Annotated in this window: 1 protein-coding gene; it reads left to right on the top strand. The window is 32.2% G+C overall.

All coding sequences use genetic code 11. The annotated features are described in order from the left end of the window. The first annotated feature begins 88 nt into the window (after nt 1-88). On the top strand, nt 89-478 hold the full coding sequence (locus WSC_RS0102695; protein WP_016954362.1) for a hypothetical protein: 390 nt from the start codon (nt 89-91) through the stop codon (nt 476-478). Nucleotides 479-553 lie beyond the last annotated feature (75 nt).

The raw sequence follows: 553 nt of genomic DNA on the forward strand, positions 1-553 counted from the left end.
TTCTTACATTTAAAACTATTTATTTTGTTGAAAAGGTATTAATCTTCTAAAACTCTAACCTTTTATTTAAACAAGGATTTTTAACCAAATGCCTGATTACGATTTCCACACTAAAACATTTAGAGCAAACTTATCTAAGGCATCTAACCCTCACATCACCGAAACGGAACGACTTGATCTTCTGAATTATTTTCTAGCATATGAGTCAAAACGACTAGAAAATAGTCCGAGTTCGGTTACACCTAAGGAAGTGGAAAACGCATTAAAACGCTTGGAAAATCCTCCAGTAAAAATCAGCTACCACAAAACCAAGTGGTATTCCTATGATCGTAACAATTGGCAAAATAATATACCTCTCTACTGTTTTATTATGATCATATGTACTATTGCAGCGGGGGTTATTCTTCATAAAATATTATCTCCATCAGAAATCAATGAAGGTACTGTACCTAAAGTTACACATATTAAGGAGGTTTAAAAACATCTTAACCTCCTGTGCTATCAGCACCATAACAATAACATTAAAAGGAATTAAAACATTTACATAAATCTA

It is taken from the genome of Catenovulum agarivorans YM01 (assembly GCF_000281085.1).
Taxonomy (GTDB): Bacteria; Pseudomonadota; Gammaproteobacteria; order Enterobacterales; family Alteromonadaceae; genus Catenovulum; species Catenovulum agarivorans.

Excerpts from the sequence above, each read along its gene's own strand:
- WSC_RS0102695 (WP_016954362.1), top strand. The coding sequence starts at position 89 with ATGCCTGATTACGATTTCCACACTAAAACATTTAGAGCAAACTTATCT.